The sequence below is a fragment of the Acinetobacter sp. WCHAc010052 genome (genome assembly GCF_002165295.2).
GTDB classification, from domain to species: domain Bacteria; phylum Pseudomonadota; class Gammaproteobacteria; order Pseudomonadales; family Moraxellaceae; genus Acinetobacter; species Acinetobacter chinensis.
In genome coordinates this window covers 2,879,325-2,895,352 of the sequence record NZ_CP032143.1, presented here as the reverse complement: position 1 = coordinate 2,895,352, position 16,028 = coordinate 2,879,325, and the positions used below count along the sequence as shown (strand labels likewise).

Genomic DNA, 16,028 nt, shown 5'->3' with positions numbered 1-16,028 from the left:
CAGAAATGAAAAAACCTGTCCGGAGACAGGTTGATTTATTGTGGATGTATGACTTATTTATCGGGTTGAGGGGTCAGGCGAAGATAAGGTTTAACCGCCGTATAGCCTTTTGGGAAGCGTTCTTTGAGTTCAGACTCATCTTTAATGGATGGCACAATAACCACATCTTCACCCTGTTGCCAGTTGGCAGGAGTCGCCACTTTATAGTTGTCAGTCAACTGCAAAGAATCAATCACGCGAAGTATTTCGTGAAAATTACGTCCTGTGGAAGCAGGGTAAGTAATAATCAGACGAACTTTTTTATTCGGATCAATAATCACCAGTGAGCGGACAGTGACAGTTTCACTGGCATTGGGATGAATAAAATCATACAGAGTGGAAACCTTACGGTCTTTGTCAGCCAGGATAGGAAAGTTGACGGTCGTGTTCTGCGTTTCATTGATGTCACTGATCCAGCCTTTATGGGATTCGACATCATCCACAGAAAGAGCAATTGCTTTAACTCCGCGTTTGGCAAACTCATCTTTCAGTTTGGCGGTATAGCCAAGTTCAGTTGTACAGACGGGTGTGTAATCTGCGGGATGTGAAAACAGTACGCCCCAGCTGTCCCCTAAAAAGTCATAAAATTTAATTAAACCTTCACTGGATTCCTGTTCAAAATCAGGAGCCGTATCGCCCAGACGTAAACTCATATTTTTGCCTCATTATTTAAAAACGATGTTCTATATGACCACTATTGCTGAATTCTTTTGCAAATAAAAATAGGGTTTTTGTATTTGTTTATGAATAAAAGGAATAAGAACCGGGCTTGGAGCATAAAAAACATGCGGAAAAGAATGAATGTTTCTCTATATAGCTGTTTTAAAATTTGCTAAATTACTTCACCTTAAGTCCCATGTACTGGCACCAGCGATCAGATTTTTTTGAGTGGTTTTGTGCAAAACCCTTGTACTTCCAATTTCTGGCACCATAATAACGACTGAGAAAAATTTTATTCATTTGATAAGCAAGATTTAGAGAGTCTATTCATGTTGGCAAGTCTGATCGGAGGAATCTTCGGTACCAAAAATGAGCGCGAACTCAAACGCATGCGTAAAATCGTAGACCGGATCAATGCGCTCGAGCCGACGATATCTGCTTTAAGTGATGCAGACTTATCCGCGAAAACTGAAGAATTCAAACAACGCTATAACAAAGGCGAGAGCCTTGATAAATTATTGCCTGAAGCTTTTGCTGTATGTCGTGAAGCGGCAAAGCGTGTCATGGGGATGCGGCACTATGATGTACAGCTGATTGGTGGTGTGACCCTCCATGAAGGTAAGGTTGCAGAAATGCGTACCGGTGAAGGTAAAACCCTGATGGGAACCCTTGCCTGTTACCTCAATACTTTAAGTGGGCAGGGCGTGCATGTCATTACGGTCAATGACTACCTTGCACAGCGTGATGCTGAACTGAACAGACCACTGTTTGAATTCCTTGGACTGAGCATCGGCATTATTTATTCGATGCAGAATCCGGCAGAAAAAGCAGAAGCCTACAAAGCTGATATCACCTACGGCACCAACAACGAATTCGGCTTTGATTATCTGCGTGACAACATGGTCTTTTCCATGGCTGAGAAAAAACAGCGTGGTCTGACTTATGCCATTATTGATGAAGTTGACTCTATTTTAATTGATGAAGCCCGTACACCACTGATCATTTCTGGTCAAAGTGATGATTCATCACAGCTTTATGCTGCAATCAATACCATTCCACCAAAACTGCACCCTCAGAAAGAAGAAAAAGTCCCGGATGGCGGTCACTTCTGGATTGATGAAAAGCAGCGTCAGGTTGAAATGACCGAAGTCGGTTATGTGACAGTGGAAGAAGAACTGATCAGAATGGGTCTGCTTGCTGAAGGTGAAAGCCTGTATTCAGCAGCCAATCTGAATCTGGTGCATCATGTCTCTGCTGCCATCCGTGCGCATTTCCTGTATCAGCGTAACGTTCACTACATCATTCATGATGGTGAAGTGATTATTGTCGATGAAAATACAGGTCGTACCATGCCTGGCCGTCGCTGGTCAGAAGGTCTGCATCAGGCAGTTGAAGCCAAAGAAGGTCTGGAAATTCAGCCAGAAAACCAGACACTGGCAACCACAACATTCCAGAACTATTTCCGTCTGTATAAAAAACTTTCCGGTATGACCGGTACAGCAGATACTGAAGCTGCTGAAATGAAAGAAATTTATGGACTGGATGTTGTAATTATTCCAACTCACCGTCCAATGATCCGCCAGGACATGAATGACCTGATCTACCTGAACCGTAATGGTAAATATAATGCCATCATTCAGGAAATTCAGCGTGTCCACGAAGCGGGTGTTGCACCGATCCTGATTGGTACAGCCACGATTGAAGCCTCTGAAATCCTTTCAGACAAGCTTAAAGAAGCGGGTATTGCGCATGAAGTACTGAATGCCAAACAGCATGAGCGTGAAGCAGACATTATTGCTCAGGCAGGTTCACCACGTGCTGTCACCATTGCTACCAACATGGCAGGTCGTGGTACAGATATTCTGCTGGGTGGTAACTGGAAAGCAAAACTGGCAAAAATTGAAAATCCGACTGCTGAAGACGAAGCTCAGCTCAAGGTAGAATGGGAACAGAACCATGACATGGTACTGAACTCAGGCGGTTTGCATATCATTGGTTCTGAACGTCACGAATCACGCCGTATTGATAACCAGTTACGCGGTCGTGCCGGTCGTCAGGGTGACCCTGGTGTATCACGTTTCTATCTGTCACTTGAAGATGATCTGATGCGTATTTTCGCAGGTGATCGTGTTGTGGGCATGATGCGTGCAATGGGCTTACAGGAAGATGAAGCGATTGAGCACAAAATGGTGTCGCGCTCTATCGAAAATGCTCAGCGTAAAGTTGAAGCACGTAACTTTGATATCCGTAAAAACCTGCTGAAATATGATGATGTAAATAACGAACAGCGTAAGATCATCTATTCTCAGCGTGATGAAGTCCTGGCTGAAAGCACTTTGCAGGATTACATTGAAGAAATGCATCATGAAGTGATTAAAGGGGTGATTGAAAACTATATCCCACCTGAATCCATTCATGATCAATGGGATATTGATGGTCTTGAGCGTGCACTGCGTGAAGATTTAGGTATTGATCTGCCTGTTTCAGTCTGGCTGGAAGAAGACCGCCGTCTTGATGAAGAAGCACTGGTGGAACGTATTTCTGACGAAGTTGTTGCACGTTACCGTAACCGTCGTGAACAGATGGGGGATGAATCCGCAGCCATGCTGGAACGTCACTTCATGCTGAACTCACTGGACCGCCACTGGAAAGATCACCTGGCAGCGATGGACTATCTGCGTCAGGGGATTCATTTACGTGGTTATGCTCAGAAAAACCCAGAGCAGGAATACAAAAAAGAAGCCTTCAATCTGTTCGTCAACATGCTTGCGATTATCAAATCAGATGTTGTGACTGATTTATCACGTGTACATGTTCCTACAGCTGAGGAGCTTGCAGAAATGGAAGCTCAGAAACAGGCTCAGGCTGAATCCATGCAGTTGAATCTGTCACATGCAGAAGCCGATGGCTTACTGAATGACTCAGCTGAAGTGGATGCTGTATTCAGTCCTGTTGCGGCAGGTGGTGCGGTCGTCGCGCCTGAAAGCCGGAACTCACCTTGTCCATGTGGATCGGGTCTGAAGTATAAACAGTGCCACGGTAAGATCTAACCAAAAAAAGCAGAACAGAGGTTCTGCTTTTTTTTCCTGAAATATCCGTATATAAATACTGGATAAATCTTTTCAGGATGTGAAATCCATTTGCAGTTCAGGCAATTAAATGTTATTTAGTTGCTCATGGAAACCCGAAAAGCGGAATAGACAATGAAAAAAGTATTACAACCATTGATGCTTGCAGTTCTGGCAATCCCAGCTTTAACTTTTGCAGACACACCACTGACAACAACGCCTGAAAAAGTACAACAGGCTATTGGCGCAACGACTGCACCAGCTGTTCAGAATGACGGCAATATTACGGTACAGAGCCCACGTACGGGTATCCGCTATACATTTGCCAACCCACAGCAGCGTCCTGTTGTTTTAAATACAGCAGCGATTAAAGCTGCAAATGCTGCAAATGCTGACCGTATTGTTGCATCAAATCCTGCTCTTTCTGCAGCAAGCCAGCAGAAAGCAAAACAGGCACTGTTGACTGAAGCGTCTCAGCTTGCGAAAAACTGATTTTTAAGTCTTAATAAAAAAACCGGTCAGAATGACTGGTTTTTTTATGTCCAAAGCTTATGTTTCACGGAATTGCATGAGTTGTGTGCTCGATTTTTTATTTCTTTTCAACTAAGCTGTATTTTTCAATTTATTAAACTTACTGGAAGTTCAAAATGGCAGTTGGTGACGTGTCTATGCCACACATGCATGTGGTGCAAGGTGTAAAAATTGGTTCTGCTGAAGCATATGTGCGCTACCCGAACCGACGTGACCTGGTTATTTTTGAATTTGCAGAAGGGACAAATGTTGCAGGTGTGTTCACGCAGAATGCCTTCTGTGCTGCCCCTGTGCATGTCTCTAAAAAACACCTTGAAATGGGCAATCCACGTTATCTGGTGATCAATACAGGTAATGCCAATGCGGGTACAGGTAAGCCAGGTATGGAAAATGCTAGAGCCACCTGTTATAAGCTGGCGGAGCTTGCTCAGGTTGAAGCCTCTGAAGTCCTGCCATTCTCTACAGGGGTTATTGGTGAGCAGTTGCCAATGGAACGTCTGCTGTCAGGCTTGCAGCCGGCACTGGACACTCTGAAAGACAGCGCATGGGTTGATGCTGCTGCTGGCATTATGACGACTGATACAACACCTAAAGGGGCATCAGAGCAGTTTGAACTGGATGGTGTGACTTATACCATGACCGGTATTTCCAAAGGTGCAGGCATGATCCGCCCGAATATGGCGACCATGCTCAGCTTTGTGGCAACTGATGCACCGATCAGCCGTGAACTGGTACAGCAGCTGTTAAAAACAACGGTGAATCAGTCTTTTAACCGCATTACGATTGATGGAGATACATCGACCAATGACTCCTGTATTTTTGCTGCGACAGCTCAGGCAGGCGGTACAGAAATCAGTTCAGTGGATGATGCCCGTTACAGTGTCGTGCTGGATGTCCTGACCCGTGTCATGAAACGCCTTGCGCAGCTGATCGTCCGTGATGGTGAAGGTGCAACAAAATTCATTACAGTTGCAGTTGAGGGTGGAAATGATACTCAGGAATGTTGCGATATTGCCTATAGCATTGCCCATTCACCATTGGTAAAAACGGCGCTCTTTGCTTCAGATCCAAATTGGGGGCGCATTCTTGCTGCTATCGGTTATGCCGGTGTGAAAGACCTGGATGTGGAAAAAATTCAGGTGTGGCTTGGAGATGTGCAGATCTGCCGTGATGGCGGTGCTGCTGAGGACTATACCGAGGAAGCAGGTGCAAGGGTGATGGCTGAATCTGAAATTACTATTCGGGTTGATCTGGGACGAGGGCAGGCAAAAGATACGGTCTATACCTGTGATCTGTCCTATGATTACGTCAAGATCAATGCAGATTACCGTTCATAATACAGTGATAAAAACAGAGCCTCATTCGTGAGGCTTTTTTATAATAAATGAATTTTTGGTGGTGGATTTATGTACAATGAATTCACAATTGCGTATAACGCCAGCACAATGCCAGCGATTAAGGAAAGAGAAGACCTCGTATGAATGATGCGACCAATTTAATTGCCAATGAAGCAAAATCAATTGTCACAGCACATTTGGACCGTTTAGGGGAGCCAAAGGACAATACATTGAGTCCTGAGGAAAAACAGCTGAAATTTGCCCAGATTAAAGCAGAGCTTGAAAAGCAGAATGCTGTACTGGTTGCACATTATTATTGCGATCCTGAAGTTCAGGAACTTGCAGAAGCAACGGGTGGCTGTGTTTCAGATTCTCTGGAAATGGCACGTTTCGGGCGCGATCATTCAGCACAGACACTGGTCGTGGCAGGGGTGAAATTTATGGGGGAAACTTCAAAAATTTTATCACCAGAAAAAAGAGTACTGATGCCAACCCTGGAAGCAACCTGTTCGCTGGACCTCGGTTGCCCTGTTGATGAGTTCACTGCATTCTGTGATGCACATCCGGATTATACCGTTGTGGTTTATGCAAATACGTCTGCAGCAGTCAAAGCACGTGCTGACTGGGTCGTGACTTCCAGCTGTGCGGTGGAAATTGTAGAGCATCTGGACAGCCTGGGCGAAAAGATTATCTGGGCGCCAGATCAGCATCTGGGGCGTTATATTCAGAAGAAAACCGGTGCGGAAATGCTGTTATGGGATGGTTCATGTATTGTGCATGAAGAATTCCGTGCCAGAGGTATTGCACAGATGAAAGCGCTGTACCCTGATGCAGCAGTACTGGTTCATCCAGAATCGCCGGAGTCGGTGGTGGATATTGCGGATGCTGTAGGAAGTACCTCCCAGCTGATCAAGGCTGCGCAAACCTTGCCTCATGAGCGTCTCATTGTGGCAACTGACAGAGGTATTTTTTACAAGATGCAGCAGGCTGTACCTGGAAAAATTCTGGTGGAAGCTCCAACAGCAGGTGAGGGGGCAACCTGTCGCTCATGCGCACATTGTCCATGGATGGCAATGAACGAACTGGATGGCATACTGCATGTACTTCAGCACGCTGATCAGGAAATCTTTGTCGATGCAGCACTTGCACAACGCGCAAAATTACCTTTAGACCGTATGCTGGATTTCAGTGCGAGCCTGAAACGTTGATTTTTGTATAAAAAATATCTGAAATGCTTGATTAATATACATTTGAAGCGTTTTTTTTGATTTTTTTAAATATAGGTGTTGACGTCAATCGACGTCACGCCTAGAATGCACACCGTACCGCACGATGTGCGATACGAAAAGCTGAGATGAATCGGAGCATAGCACAGCCTGGTAGTGCACCTGGTTTGGGACCAGGGGGTCGTAGGTTCGAATCCTACTGCTCCGACCAATTCTTCAAGGCAAAGGTACTGATGATAAGTTTTATCATACGTTATGCGCCTGTAGCTCAGTTGGATAGAGCATCCGCCTTCTAAGCGGATGGTCACAGGTTCGAATCCTGTCAGGCGCGCCATTTATGGTAGCTTGTCAATAAAACCTGAAAAACTTAAGTGTGACGGTGGATGTAGCTCAGTTGGTAGAGCCCCGGATTGTGATTCCGGTTGTCGTGGGTTCGAATCCCATCATTCACCCCAATTTCGGAGCATAGCACAGCCTGGTAGTGCACCTGGTTTGGGACCAGGGGGTCGTAGGTTCGAATCCTACTGCTCCGACCATTTTAAGTCCAGCTTAAAGTAAATAATCCGCTTAACTGCGGTTTTTTTATGTCTGAAAAAGTGTATTGAAAATAAAAGCCTCCAGTCAGAGGCTTTTATTGATTCTGCTGTAGAAAAATAAAAATTAAGGAATGATGGTGATATTTACCCGTCTGTTGATAGCCCGATGCTCATCAGAATCATTCTTCACTAAGGGTTGTGATGCACCTTTTGCTCTGATTTTAATATTCTGTGACTGAAAACCATTGTCCAGAAAAACCTGGGCGACACTCTGTGCGCGTTTTTCTGACAGTGCCAGGTTGTATTCAGATTGACCGATATTGTCACTGTGACCGGTAAATGTAAGTTTATCCAGGTTGTATTTCTTCAGTTGAGTAGACAGGCGAACTAAACGTGGTTTCTGATTTGCCGGTATGGATGACTGATCAAACTCAAATAACAGGCGTTCAGGCAGCGCAAGTGTCCATTCATTATTTTCCAGAATAAATCCTTCATTTTTGAGCATGCGTGACTGTTTGTAATTCAGATTTCCCTGTCCCATACAGGCCGTTAAAATCAGGGTGAAAGTAAGTAAACCGAGAGATTTAAAAATTATTCTTAACATGAGCTTAAACCTGATTGTTAATATCGTTACCTGCAATGAACCAGTGTTCAGGCAGTTTTTTGGCTTTATACATAGCATTGTCTGCTTCAGTAATCAGATCTTCAGGGGAGCTGGCAAAACGGGTTTGAGCAACACCAATACTGAAACTGAAAGAAATCTGAACGTCACCGAAATACAGCGGAAGATCCGCACATTCGGACAGTTGCTGGCAGATTGTGTTCAGTTCATCGGTGTGATGAACATGGTGAATCAGAATGGCAAATTCATCACCGCCTAAGCGGGCAATAAAATCGTCAGGGTGCAGCTGGCTCTGTAGTCTTACAGCAATTTCCTGCAGGACAGAGTCACCTGCCTGATGACCATACTGATCATTAATGGTTTTAAAATCATTACTGTCTATGAACAGCAATGCTGAATGTTCACGTAAACTTGAATCAAATATATGCAGTAACTGCTGATAGAAATAATAGCGGTTCGGAAGTTGTGTCAGTGCATCGTGGTGAGCCTGATGATTCAGTTTGTCATTTTCGGTTCTCAGGTGCTGGTCATTTAACTGAATTTTTTCAAGTAACTCATTAAAAACCGTATTGATATCCTGTAATTCCTGAATCTCAGACTGCGCAAAGCGCAAACCATAGTTTTTTTCTTCACTGATGGTGTTGGCTGTCGCAACGATAGGATGAATGGATTTCATCAGATAGCGATAGAAAGAATGTACAGACCAAAGCAGTCCTGCAAGAATGATCAGGAAACCGATAATCAGACCAAAAATAATTTTATTAAAAAAATCGACTATGGTGGATGAATTGCCATAAATAATCAGCTGACCATAATACTGATGCTGATGCTGAATATTTAAAATAACAGGATAATTGAAAAAAATACGGTCAAGAAAATGCTGTAGTGAATAATCTGAAGTCTCATTCTGAACTGAGCGGGCCAGTTCGACATTGTGCTCATCAATGACCTGCATGGAACGTATCGGATATTTATGATTATATTCCGCTAAAATCTGATTAAGGGTAACGGTATCACTGAAAACAACAGCGGGCTGAATACGTTCATTGATTGCTTCTGAAAGAACATTCAGGCTGCTGTCTGCATAAGCTTTTAATGCGAAGGCTGATACAGAAATAAAAATTGCAGTACAGACGGTGAAGGTCAGTGCAAAAACAGCCAGTTGTGAACGTTTAAAAATCAGATGCAGCGATTTTGTATTATATAGACGTGTAATCATGATTTACTCCGTTACCCGAGCAAGAAGTAAAACCCGTGGATCAATTCTGACTTTGGACTGGGTCAGGCTGTCCATATTTACTTTAAATGATAGTCCGGTGTTTTTCCGATACAGGCAGAAAGCACTTCCAATTTCGCATTCAGTATTGCTTGAACTGATAGACAGAGCGGGAAACTCTACGCTGCTGTTCAGCACTCTCTGTTCTTCTTCAGGGGTGAATGTAGAAAAAATAAGAACTTCACAATGCTCCGATCGGATTTTTTGTTTATCTATGGATTTGACTGAATAATTGTATTCATCATTGGACGATAGATAGTTTTTAAACTGAGATGCCATATTATTATTATTAATGACACAGATTTCAGGCACGGCTGTAGTCCATTTTGCATAACTTAAAATGGAGAAAGTAATGCTGGGCACGCTGGGAGCGGGTGTTGCATACGTTGTAACACATATAGGCACCAGCCAAAAAGTCGCACAGACTTTTTTAAATACGTGATTCATTTCAAATTAAATTACAAAAAAGAGACTATGTGCAGTTTAACCAGAAAAAATGAAATAACAAAGTTAAGAATATGGCTGTAAAACAGACATAAATGAGGAAAATGTCTAAAAACCCACCAAACAGGATAAAAAACAAAAAAAAGATGTCTGAGGGGGTTGTGTCTGCTCTGAAATGCTGTAGAATGCACATCCATCGGCGGTGATGAAGATTAAAACTTCTGATAAAACAGTGGCTTAGCATAGAATGGTTAAGCTGGGTTTTAGAAAGAAAGTTTAAAATAATTTACATTACATGTTGACTTTGAAGAGATTCAGAGTAATATAGCCGACCTAGCTTGATGCTGACGAAGCATCGAGAAGATCATTAAGAGAATATGAAGAACAACTTGTGTGGATTTTTACTGATTGATCGATCGAAATTATTTTCATTGATTGATGGTTTAAATTACTCGAAGTTTATTTGAGAGAATTTGTCAGAAAATTGATGAGCCAAGATTGGCACCCTTTAAGGTGCTAGCAAGTATTAAACTGAAGAGTTTGATCATGGCTCAGATTGAACGCTGGCGGCAGGCTTAACACATGCAAGTCGAGCGGAGAGATGTAGCTTGCTACTGATCTTAGCGGCGGACGGGTGAGTAATGCTTAGGAATCTGCCTATTAGTGGGGGACAACATTCCGAAAGGAATGCTAATACCGCATACGCCCTACGGGGGAAAGCAGGGGATCATTAGACCTTGCGCTAATAGATGAGCCTAAGTCGGATTAGCTAGTTGGTGGGGTAAAGGCCTACCAAGGCGACGATCTGTAGCGGGTCTGAGAGGATGATCCGCCACACTGGGACTGAGACACGGCCCAGACTCCTACGGGAGGCAGCAGTGGGGAATATTGGACAATGGGGGGAACCCTGATCCAGCCATGCCGCGTGTGTGAAGAAGGCCTTTTGGTTGTAAAGCACTTTAAGCGAGGAGGAGGCTACTCTGGTTAATACCCAGGGATAGTGGACGTTACTCGCAGAATAAGCACCGGCTAACTCTGTGCCAGCAGCCGCGGTAATACAGAGGGTGCGAGCGTTAATCGGATTTACTGGGCGTAAAGCGTACGTAGGCGGCTTTTTAAGTCGGATGTGAAATCCCTGAGCTTAACTTAGGAATTGCATTCGATACTGGGAAGCTAGAGTATGGGAGAGGATGGTAGAATTCCAGGTGTAGCGGTGAAATGCGTAGAGATCTGGAGGAATACCGATGGCGAAGGCAGCCATCTGGCCTAATACTGACGCTGAGGTACGAAAGCATGGGGAGCAAACAGGATTAGATACCCTGGTAGTCCATGCCGTAAACGATGTCTACTAGCCGTTGGGGCCTTTGAGGCTTTAGTGGCGCAGCTAACGCGATAAGTAGACCGCCTGGGGAGTACGGTCGCAAGACTAAAACTCAAATGAATTGACGGGGGCCCGCACAAGCGGTGGAGCATGTGGTTTAATTCGATGCAACGCGAAGAACCTTACCTGGTCTTGACATAGTAAGAACTTTCCAGAGATGGATTGGTGCCTTCGGGAACTTACATACAGGTGCTGCATGGCTGTCGTCAGCTCGTGTCGTGAGATGTTGGGTTAAGTCCCGCAACGAGCGCAACCCTTTTCCTTATTTGCCAGCACTTCGGGTGGGAACTTTAAGGATACTGCCAGTGACAAACTGGAGGAAGGCGGGGACGACGTCAAGTCATCATGGCCCTTACGACCAGGGCTACACACGTGCTACAATGGTCGGTACAAAGGGTTGCTACCTAGCGATAGGATGCTAATCTCAAAAAGCCGATCGTAGTCCGGATTGGAGTCTGCAACTCGACTCCATGAAGTCGGAATCGCTAGTAATCGCGGATCAGAATGCCGCGGTGAATACGTTCCCGGGCCTTGTACACACCGCCCGTCACACCATGGGAGTTTGTTGCACCAGAAGTAGGTAGTCTAACCGTAAGGAGGACGCTTACCACGGTGTGGCCGACGACTGGGGTGAAGTCGTAACAAGGTAGCCGTAGGGGAACCTGCGGCTGGATCACCTCCTTAACGAAAGATTGACGATTGGTAAGAATCCACAACAAGTTGTTCTTCATTGATGTATCTGAGGGTCTGTAGCTCAGTTGGTTAGAGCACACGCTTGATAAGCGTGGGGTCACAAGTTCAAGTCTTGTCAGACCCACCATTCTGACGAATCAGCACAGAAACAGATATATCGGGATCTTAACTGGGGACTTAGCTTAGTTGGTAGAGCGCCTGCTTTGCACGCAGGAGGTCAGGAGTTCGACTCTCCTAGTCTCCACCATCACATTAAGTGAAGTTCTGAATTATAGAATTTAGTGAATATGACATCATCTGATTTCAGTTTATTAAGTTCTGTGATTTATCACAGTTTGCTACCTGCTGACGAGGCGGTAGTTAATCATTAACAGCATATATTTGAGTTGAAATAAATTGTTCATACTCGTTTCAAGTAGGCAACTACAAGAAATGAGAAACTAGCGATTAAACTGAATCAAGCGTTTTGGTATATGAATCTAATTGAAGCTGTACAGTGATTAATTTCACAGACGCCAACTGTATGAGAGTGATGAGAAATCGTCGCGATCTGTTGCTCATCCTACTTGTAGGGATGAACGACTGTTTGGGGTTGTATAGTCAAGTAATTAAGTGCATGTGGTGGATGCCTTGGCAGTCAGAGGCGATGAAAGACGTAATAGCCTGCGATAAGCTCCGGGGAGGCGGCAAATATCCTTTGATCCGGAGATTTCTGAATGGGGAAACCCACCTGCTATAAGGCAGGTATCGTAACATGAATACATAGTGTTGCGAGGCGAACGAGGGGAAGTGAAACATCTCAGTACCCTTAGGAAAAGAAATCAATTGAGATTCCCTCAGTAGCGGCGAGCGAACGGGGAACAGCCCATTAAGTCATATAAGCTTTAGTGGAATGCTCTGGGAAGTGCAACCATAGTAGGTGATAGTCCTGTACGCGAAAGGGCTTATATGATGATGTCGAGTAGGGCGAGGCACGTGAAACCTTGTCTGAATATGGGGGGACCATCCTCCAAGGCTAAATACTCCTGACTGACCGATAGTGAACCAGTACCGTGAGGGAAAGGCGAAAAGAACCCCTGTGAGGGGAGTGAAACAGATCCTGAAACCGCATGCATACAAGCAGTGGGAGCCGACTTGTTCGGTGACTGCGTACCTTTTGTATAATGGGTCAGCGACTTACATTCAGTAGCAAGGTTAACCGTATAGGGGAGCCGTAGGGAAACCGAGTCTTAATAGGGCGTTCAGTTGCTGGGTGTAGACCCGAAACCGGGTGATCTATCCATGAGCAGGTTGAAGGTTGGGTAACACTAACTGGAGGACCGAACCCACTGTCGTTGAAAAGCCAGGGGATGACTTGTGGATAGGGGTGAAAGGCTAATCAAACTCGGTGATAGCTGGTTCTCCCCGAAAGCTATTTAGGTAGCGCCTCGGACGAATACCATTGGGGGTAGAGCACTGTTTCGGCTAGGGGGTCATCCCGACTTACCAAACCGATGCAAACTCCGAATACCAATGAGTACTATCCGGGAGACAGACTGCGGGTGCTAACGTCCGTAGTCAAGAGGAAAACAATCCAGACCGCCAGCTAAGGCCCCAAAATTATAGTTAAGTGGGAAACGATGTGGGAAGGCATAGACAGCTAGGAGGTTGGCTTAGAAGCAGCCACCCTTTAAAGAAAGCGTAATAGCTCACTAGTCGAGTCGGCCTGCGCGGAAGATGTAACGGGGCTAAAACTATATGCCGAAGCTGCGGATTTGCAATTTATTGCAAGTGGTAGGGGAGCGTTCTGTAAGCCGATGAAGGTGGATTGAGAAGTCTGCTGGAGGTATCAGAAGTGCGAATGCTGACGTGAGTAACGACAAAACGGGTGAAAAACCCGTTCGCTGAAAGACCAAGGGTTCCAGTCCAACGTTAATCGGGGCTGGGTGAGTCGACCCCTAAGGCGAGGCCGAGAGGCGTAGTCGATGGGAAACTGGTTAATATTCCAGTACTTGTGTGTAATGCGATGAGAGGACGGAGAAGGTTAAGTCAGCCTGGCGTTGGTTGTCCAGGTGGAAGGATGTAGGCATGTATCTTAGGCAAATCCGGGGTACTCTATGCTGAGATCTGATAGCAAGCTGTACTTGTACAGTGAAGTGGCTGATACCATACTTCCAGGAAAAGTCTCTAAGCTTCAGTTACACAGGAATCGTACCCGAAACCGACACAGGTGGTCAGGTCGAGTAGACCAAAGCGCTTGAGAGAACTCTGCTGAAGGAACTAGGCAAAATGGTACCGTAACTTCGGGAGAAGGTACGCTGCCGGCGGTGATGGGATTTACTCCCTGAGCGGCCAGCAGCCACAGAAACCAGGCCCCTGCAACTGTTTATTAAAAACATAGCACTCTGCAAACACGAAAGTGGACGTATAGGGTGTGATGCCTGCCCGGTGCTGGAAGGTTAATTGATGGGGTTAGCGTAAGCGAAGCTCTTGATCGAAGCCCCAGTAAACGGCGGCCGTAACTATAACGGTCCTAAGGTAGCGAAATTCCTTGTCGGGTAAGTTCCGACCTGCACGAATGGCATAATGATGGGGGCGCTGTCTCCAGCAGAGGCTCAGTGAAATCGAATTCGCCGTGAAGATGCGGTGTACCCGCGGCTAGACGGAAAGACCCCGTGAACCTTTACTGCAGCTTGACATTGAACTTTGATCTTACCTGTGTAGGATAGGTGGGAGGCTTTGAAGTAGTGACGCCAGTTGCTATGGAGCCATCCTTGAAATACCACCCTGGTAATATTGAGGTTCTAACTCTGTCCCGTTATCCGGGACGAGGACCATGTCTGGTGGGTAGTTTGACTGGGGCGGTCTCCTCCTAAAGAGTAACGGAGGAGTACGAAGGTGCGCTCAGCGTGGTCGGAAATCACGCGTAGAGTATAAAGGCAAAAGCGCGCTTAACTGCGAGACCCACAAGTCGAGCAGGTACGAAAGTAGGTCTTAGTGATCCGGTGGTTCTGTATGGAAGGGCCATCGCTCAACGGATAAAAGGTACTCTGGGGATAACAGGCTGATACCGCCCAAGAGTTCATATCGACGGCGGTGTTTGGCACCTCGATGTCGGCTCATCTCATCCTGGGGCTGAAGCAGGTCCCAAGGGTATGGCTGTTCGCCATTTAAAGAGGTACGCGAGCTGGGTTTAGAACGTCGTGAGACAGTTCGGTCCCTATCTACCGTGGGCGCTGGAAATTTGAGAGGATCTGCTCCTAGTACGAGAGGACCAGAGTGGACGAACCTCTGGTGTACCGGTTGTGACGCCAGTCGCATCGCCGGGTAGCTATGTTCGGAAGGGATAACCGCTGAAAGCATCTAAGCGGGAAGCCTACCTCAAGATAAGATTTCCCTAGGACTTTATGTCCTCTAAAGAGCCGTTGAAGACTACGACGTTGATAGGCTGGATGTGGAAGCACGGTGACGTGTGAAGCTGACCAGTACTAATTGCTCGTGAGGCTTGACTATACAACACCCAAACAGTTGTTGTATGAAGCTCAGTTGATTCGATATTCATCAGAATGACTTGATTCAGAATCGCAACAGTATGACAATGTTCCAACTCAGATAGAGCTGTTAATAACTCATTTGGAAAAAGCATTGGCATCTAAATAAGACCAAAGCAAGTATCCATAAACAGTTGTGCTGGCGACAATAGCAAGAGTGAACCACCTGATCCCTTCCCGAACTCAGAAGTGAAACCTCTTTGCGCTGATGGTAGTGTGGGGTTACCCATGTGAGAGTAAGTCATCGCCAGCTCATTATTCCTAAACACCCTCAATCATTTGATTGAGGGTGTTTTTTATTGCCGGAATGAAAAGAAAAGTAAAGGCTATTTTAGACGTGTCATGCTTAAACCTGCTGCTTTACTGTAGCTGATTTCAAAGATCTGATTGTCCGGGTGCTGAGCTATACAGAGTTCCCCGTACATTACGGTTTTATAGCCTAAGCCCTGCTGTACAAAATTCATCAGTGCAGTCCGTTTAGGAATCAGTTCCTTCATGTAGTCTCCCCATACTTCAAAGAACAGCGGGGGAAAACCACAGTTTTTTAAGGTATGGATGCTGCCTTCGAGTACTCAGAGCTGGTTGCTCTCTGTTTCCATGATGAAGAACGATATTTCTGAGATGTATTCAGTGAAAATGAATTTGAAATTATCTGCTGCCTTGCTGATTTTGAAATTCTTCTGTA

At 45.4% G+C, this 16,028-nt stretch carries 9 protein-coding genes, 6 tRNA genes and 3 rRNA genes; 13 read left to right on the top strand and 5 right to left on the bottom strand.

Annotation, left to right across the window (positions count from 1 at the left end):
* Nucleotides 1-53 precede the first annotated feature (53 nt).
* Complete coding sequence (locus CDG61_RS14150; protein ID WP_087513193.1) at nucleotides 54-692, bottom strand: peroxiredoxin; 639 nt, start codon at nucleotides 690-692, stop codon at nucleotides 54-56.
* Between the two features lie 336 nt (nucleotides 693-1,028).
* Between CDG61_RS14150 and secA the strand changes: the two genes are divergently transcribed.
* The 8 genes from secA to CDG61_RS14110 all read left to right on the top strand — a co-directional run bounded on the left by secA (nucleotide 1,029) and on the right by CDG61_RS14110 (nucleotide 7,397).
* A complete protein-coding gene (secA, locus tag CDG61_RS14145; protein ID WP_087550626.1) occupies nucleotides 1,029-3,749 on the top strand; it encodes a preprotein translocase subunit SecA in 2,721 nt (906 codons plus the stop codon).
* A 153-nt stretch (nucleotides 3,750-3,902) separates the two neighbouring features.
* Nucleotides 3,903-4,259, top strand: coding sequence for a hypothetical protein (locus CDG61_RS14140; RefSeq protein ID WP_087513195.1), 357 nt, complete (start codon nucleotides 3,903-3,905; stop codon nucleotides 4,257-4,259).
* Between the two features lie 155 nt (nucleotides 4,260-4,414).
* Nucleotides 4,415-5,635: a bifunctional glutamate N-acetyltransferase/amino-acid acetyltransferase ArgJ gene (gene argJ / locus CDG61_RS14135; RefSeq protein WP_087550627.1), complete on the top strand. Its 1,221-nt coding sequence runs from the start codon at nucleotides 4,415-4,417 to the stop codon at nucleotides 5,633-5,635.
* A 140-nt stretch (nucleotides 5,636-5,775) separates the two neighbouring features.
* Nucleotides 5,776-6,843 (top strand): quinolinate synthase NadA, encoded by a 1,068-nt coding sequence (gene nadA, locus CDG61_RS14130; protein ID WP_087513197.1) that lies wholly within the window; start codon nucleotides 5,776-5,778, stop codon nucleotides 6,841-6,843.
* A 152-nt stretch (nucleotides 6,844-6,995) separates the two neighbouring features.
* Nucleotides 6,996-7,072: transfer RNA gene (locus CDG61_RS14125), tRNA-Pro, on the top strand.
* Between the two features lie 46 nt (nucleotides 7,073-7,118).
* Nucleotides 7,119-7,195: transfer RNA gene (locus CDG61_RS14120), tRNA-Arg, on the top strand.
* Between the two features lie 45 nt (nucleotides 7,196-7,240).
* A tRNA-His gene (locus CDG61_RS14115) sits at nucleotides 7,241-7,316 on the top strand.
* Nucleotides 7,317-7,320: 4 nt separating this feature from the next.
* Nucleotides 7,321-7,397, top strand: a tRNA-Pro gene (locus CDG61_RS14110).
* 124 nt (nucleotides 7,398-7,521) lie between these two features.
* On the opposite strand, the gene CDG61_RS14105 is transcribed toward CDG61_RS14110, so the two are convergent.
* Genes CDG61_RS14105 through CDG61_RS14095 form a run of 3 tightly spaced genes read right to left on the bottom strand, consistent with a single transcriptional unit; the run spans nucleotide 7,522 to nucleotide 9,658 of the window.
* A complete protein-coding gene (locus CDG61_RS14105) occupies nucleotides 7,522-8,001 on the bottom strand; it encodes an OmpA family protein (protein ID WP_087550628.1) in 480 nt (159 codons plus the stop codon).
* A 4-nt stretch (nucleotides 8,002-8,005) separates the two neighbouring features.
* Nucleotides 8,006-9,238, bottom strand: a complete 1,233-nt coding sequence (locus tag CDG61_RS14100; protein WP_087550629.1) for a sensor domain-containing diguanylate cyclase — start codon at nucleotides 9,236-9,238, stop codon at nucleotides 8,006-8,008.
* Nucleotides 9,239-9,241: 3 nt separating this feature from the next.
* Nucleotides 9,242-9,658, bottom strand: coding sequence for a YfiR family protein (locus CDG61_RS14095; RefSeq protein ID WP_228199582.1), 417 nt, complete (start codon nucleotides 9,656-9,658; stop codon nucleotides 9,242-9,244).
* A 609-nt stretch (nucleotides 9,659-10,267) separates the two neighbouring features.
* Between CDG61_RS14095 and CDG61_RS14085 the strand changes: the two genes are divergently transcribed.
* The 5 genes from CDG61_RS14085 (at nucleotide 10,268) to rrf (ending at nucleotide 15,596) form a co-directional block, all read left to right on the top strand.
* Nucleotides 10,268-11,804, top strand: a 16S ribosomal RNA gene (locus CDG61_RS14085).
* A gap of 59 nt (nucleotides 11,805-11,863) precedes the next feature.
* Nucleotides 11,864-11,940, top strand: a tRNA-Ile gene (locus CDG61_RS14080).
* A 44-nt stretch (nucleotides 11,941-11,984) separates the two neighbouring features.
* A tRNA-Ala gene (locus CDG61_RS14075) sits at nucleotides 11,985-12,060 on the top strand.
* A 351-nt stretch (nucleotides 12,061-12,411) separates the two neighbouring features.
* A 23S ribosomal RNA gene (locus tag CDG61_RS14070) occupies nucleotides 12,412-15,305 on the top strand.
* Between the two features lie 176 nt (nucleotides 15,306-15,481).
* Nucleotides 15,482-15,596: ribosomal RNA gene (rrf, locus tag CDG61_RS14065) — 5S ribosomal RNA — on the top strand.
* The 16S, 23S and 5S rRNA genes sit together here with 2 tRNA genes alongside, the layout of an rRNA operon.
* A 73-nt stretch (nucleotides 15,597-15,669) precedes the next feature.
* Here the strand turns inward: rrf and CDG61_RS17530 are convergent.
* Complete coding sequence (locus CDG61_RS17530; protein ID WP_171405613.1) at nucleotides 15,670-15,840, bottom strand: hypothetical protein; 171 nt, start codon at nucleotides 15,838-15,840, stop codon at nucleotides 15,670-15,672.
* Nucleotides 15,841-16,028: the final 188 nt, after the last annotated feature.

Bases quoted from the DNA above. Each gene is read 5' to 3' on its own strand.
- CDG61_RS14150 (WP_087513193.1), bottom strand. From the start codon at position 692: ATGAGTTTACGTCTGGGCGATACGGCTCCTGATTTTGAACAGGAATCC.
- secA (WP_087550626.1), top strand. From the start codon at position 1,029: ATGTTGGCAAGTCTGATCGGAGGAATCTTCGGTACCAAAAATGAGCGC.
- CDG61_RS14140 (WP_087513195.1), top strand. From the start codon at position 3,903: ATGAAAAAAGTATTACAACCATTGATGCTTGCAGTTCTGGCAATCCCA.
- argJ (WP_087550627.1), top strand. From the start codon at position 4,415: ATGGCAGTTGGTGACGTGTCTATGCCACACATGCATGTGGTGCAAGGT.
- nadA (WP_087513197.1), top strand. From the start codon at position 5,776: ATGAATGATGCGACCAATTTAATTGCCAATGAAGCAAAATCAATTGTC.
- CDG61_RS14105 (WP_087550628.1), bottom strand. From the start codon at position 8,001: ATGTTAAGAATAATTTTTAAATCTCTCGGTTTACTTACTTTCACCCTG.
- CDG61_RS14100 (WP_087550629.1), bottom strand. From the start codon at position 9,238: ATGATTACACGTCTATATAATACAAAATCGCTGCATCTGATTTTTAAA.
- CDG61_RS17530 (WP_171405613.1), bottom strand. From the start codon at position 15,840: ATGAAGGAACTGATTCCTAAACGGACTGCACTGATGAATTTTGTACAG.